This window comes from Streptomyces meridianus (assembly GCF_023703325.1).
In the GTDB taxonomy this organism is placed as follows: Bacteria; Actinomycetota; Actinomycetes; order Streptomycetales; family Streptomycetaceae; genus Streptomyces; species Streptomyces meridianus.
Genome location: NZ_JAMQGM010000005.1, coordinates 1 through 3,942, shown reverse-complemented (window position 1 = coordinate 3,942; position 3,942 = coordinate 1). Strand labels below are relative to the sequence as shown.

Genomic DNA, 3,942 nt, shown 5'->3' with positions numbered 1-3,942 from the left:
CTGGTCCGCCCGTGCCTCCGGCGTCCTGGCGGACAGCACCCACGGCACGGCCGGCAGGGCAGCTCTGTCCCGGGTGTCGTCGTTCGACTCCTCGGGAACCTCCTCGAGGATGACGTGGGCGTTGGTACCACTGATCCCGAACGACGAAACACCCGCACGGCGCGGGCGGCCCTCCGCCGGCCACTCCCGCGCCTCGGTGAGCAACTCCACCCGGCCCGCCGACCAGTCCACCTGGTCCGACGGCTCGTCCACGTGCAACGTCCTCGGCAGCATCCCGTGGCGCATCGCCATCACCATCTTGATGACACCCGCCACACCCGCCGCCGCCTGCGCGTGCCCCAGGTTCGACTTCACCGAACCCAGCCACAACGGCCGGCCTTCCGAACGCTCCTGGCCATAGGTGGCCAACAGCGCCTGCGCCTCGATCGGATCACCCAGCCGCGTCCCCGTCCCGTGCGCCTCCACCACATCCACATCCGCCGCACTCAAGCCGCCCGCGGCCAGCGCCTGCCGGATCACCCGCTGCTGCGACGGACCGTTCGGCGCCGTCAGACCGCTCGACGCACCGTCCTGGTTCAGCGCCGAGCCACGCACCACCGCCAGCACCCGGTGCCCGTTCGCCCGCGCATCCGACAACCGCTCCAACAGCAACATGCCCACGCCCTCGCCCCAGGCGACGCCGTCCGCGGCAGCGGCGAACGACTTGCACCGGCCGTCGGGCGCCAGGCCGCGCTGACGGCTGAACTCCACGAAGACCTCGGGAGTGGCCATGACGGCGACGCCGCCGGCGAGCGCGAGCGAGCACTCCCCCGACCGCAGCGCCTGCGCCGCGAGGTGCAGGGAGACCAGGGACGACGAGCAGGCCGTGTCGACCGTGACCGACGGCCCCTCCAGGCCGAACACGTAGGAGACGCGGCCGGAGGCGATGGCGCCCGTGCTGTTGTTGGCCGCGTAGTCGTGGTACATCATCCCGGCATAGAGGCCCGTGGCACTGCCGCGCAGCGTCTCGGGGTCGATCCCCGCCCGTTCGAACGTCTCCCAGGCGGCCTCCAGCAGCAGGAACTGCTGCGGGTCCATGATCGATGCCTCGTTGGGGCTGATCCCGAAGAACGCCGGGTCGAACGAGCCCGCGTCGTGCAGGAATCCCCCCTCACCGGCGTACGTGGTGTGAGGGCGTTCCGCGGCCGGGTCGACGATGCGGTCGATGTCCCAGCCCCGGTTTCCCGGAAACTCCGAGACGGCGTCGACCCCGTCGGCGACCAGCCGCCACAGGTCCTCCGGGGAGGCGACCCCGCCCGGGTACCGGCAGGCCATGGACACGATAGCGATGGGGTCGTCGGCGGTGACGGCGACGGGAGCCGTCGTCTCGGCCGCACGGTCGGCGCCGGAGAGCTCGTCGAGCAGATGCCGGGCGAGTATCTGCGGCGTGGGGTAGTCGAAGGCCAAGGTGGCGGGCAGCCGTACTCCGGCCGCGGCACCGACAACGTTGCGGAACTCGACCGCGGAGAGGGAGTCGAAGCCCAGGTCGCTGAACGACCGGTCCGCGTCCACCGCGTCGCCGCCCGGGTAGCCGAGCACGGTCGCCACATGGACGCGGACCAGATCCAGCAGCAGCGCCAGTCGTTCCTCGCGCTCGAGACCGGCCAGACGCTGCTGGAGGGCTCCGGCCTCCACCGTGGACGCGGGACGTGCCGCACGCCGCGGGCGGGACCGGACCAGTCCGGCGAACAACGGCGGCAACCCCTCGGCGGCCTCGGCGAGGGTGCCCACGTCGAGGCGGATCGGGAGCACCGTCGGGGCGTCGACGGTCAGCGCCCGGTCGAACAACGCGATGCCCTGCTCCGGGGTGAGCGCCTCGATTCCGCCGCGGCTCATGCGCTGCAGGTCGGCCTCGGTGAGGCCGCCGGACATGCCGCCCGCCCAGAGTCCCCATGCGAGGGACCGGGCGGGAAGCCCGTGGGCACGGCGGTGGGCCGCGAGAGCGTCGAGCACCGTGTTCGCCGCACCGTAGTTGCCCTGCCCGGTGGCCCCGAGCACTCCGGATGCGGAGGAGAAGAGGACGAACGCGGAGAGGTCGCGTGCAGCCGTGAGTTCGTGCAGGTGCAGGGCGGCATCCGCCTTGACCCGCAGGACCGCGTCCAGGCGATCGGGGGTGAGCGAGCCGATCAGCGCGTCGTCCAGTACACCGGCCAGGTGCACGACGGCGGTCAGCGGCACGTCCGCGATCAGCGCGGACAGCGCACACCGGTCGGCAACGTCGCAGGCCGCGAGGGTGACCTCGGCCCCGAGTTCCCGCAGCTCGTCGAGGACTTCCTGCGCTCCGGGCGCGGCGGGACCGCGGCGGGAGACCAGCAGCAGACTGCGGACTCCGTGTTCGGCGACCAACTGCCGTGCCACCAGGCGCCCCAGTGCTCCGGTCGCGCCGGTGACGAGCACGGTGCCGTCGCCGAACTCGGGGACGGTACGCTCCTGCGGGTCGTCCACGATCCGGGCCAGCCGGGCCGCCCGCACGGAAGCGCCGCGCACCACGGTCTGCGGCTCCCCGGAGGCCACGGCTGCTGCAACGGCGTCGGTCACGTCGAGGTCGGCCAGGACGAACCGGCCGGGGTTCTCCAGTTGAGCAGCGCGCACCAGGCCCCACGCAGCCGCGCCCGCCAGGTCGGTGACGTCCTCGCCGGGCAGAGCGACGGCGCCGCGGGTCGCGACGACGAGGGTGGATGCCGCGCAGCGTTCGTCGGCGAGCCAGGTCTGCAGCGCGCCGAGCACCCGTCCTGTGGTGGCGCGCAGGCCCTCCGGGCCGGAGGCGGGGGTGCAGTGCAGAACGACGTGGTCCGGCACCGGCCCGTCGGCGGGCAGTGCGTCCCAGTCGGCAACGGTCGCGGGCACCCGGTGGGTGGCGGGGACGTCGGTCCACTCGAGGGCGAACAGGGACTCGTGGACGCCGGCCCGGGCCGCGGCGAGTTGGTGTTCCGACACCTCGCGCAAGTGGAGGGAGCCGACGGAGAGGACGGGGCGCCCCGTGTCGTCCGACACGGCGAGACCGATGCCCTGGGGGTGGTCGGACGTGATCCGGACGCGCAGTCGGGTCGCGCCGGAGGCGTGGAGCCGCACACCGGTCCAGGCGAAGGGCAGGACCGGGCCGCGGGCGTCGGTGAACCGGTCGGTGAACACGGCCGCGTGAAGGGAGGCATCGAGCAGGGCCGGGTGCATGCCGAACTCCGCGGCGTCGGCGGTCACCGTCTCGGGGAGGACCACCTCGGCGAAGACGTCCGTCCCCGCTCTCCAGGCGCGGGTCAGCCCGCGGAACGCCGGGCCGTAGGGAAGTCCGGCTTCGGCGAGCGTGGCGTAGACGTCGCCGGTTTCCAGGGCGGCACCCGCCGGCGGCCAGGGCTCGGCCGGGGGCACGGGGTCGCCCGTGTCGGGGGCCAGGCGGCCGTCGGCATGGAGGGTCCACGGCTGGTCGGGGTGGTCCGTGCGCCGGGAGTGGATGCTGACGGGACGACGGCCGGTCGCGTCCAGGGCACCGACCTCGACCTGGATGGGGACTGAGTCCCGCTCAGGGAGGATCAGGGGTGTCTGGAGCGTCAGTTCGTCGAGCGCCTCGCAGCCGACGCTGTCACCGGCGCGGATCGCGAGTTCCACGAAGCCCGTGCCGGGGAAGACGATCGCGTCGCCGACGACATGGTCGGCGAGCCACGGCTGCGCCGTGGCCGACAGCTGTCCGGTCAGGACGACACCGCCGGAGTCGGCGAGGGTCACCACGGCTCCCAGCAGCGGGTGCTGGGCCGACGTGAGGCCGATTGCGGCGACGTCACCGACGGGGGCTCCGCCGTCGACCCAGTAGCGGGCCCGTTGGAAGGGGTAGGTGGGCAGGTCGATGCGGCGGGCGCCGGTGCCGTCGAAGAAGGCGGACCAGTCGACTTCGGCCCCGGTGACGTGCAG

1 protein-coding gene is annotated in these 3,942 nt (G+C 73.3%); it reads right to left on the bottom strand.

Going from position 1 to position 3,942, the window contains the following annotated elements:
* Positions 1 to 3,942, bottom strand: a 3,942-nt coding sequence (locus M1E25_RS03030; RefSeq protein WP_251409080.1) for a type I polyketide synthase, incomplete at both ends; no start/stop codon positions are given.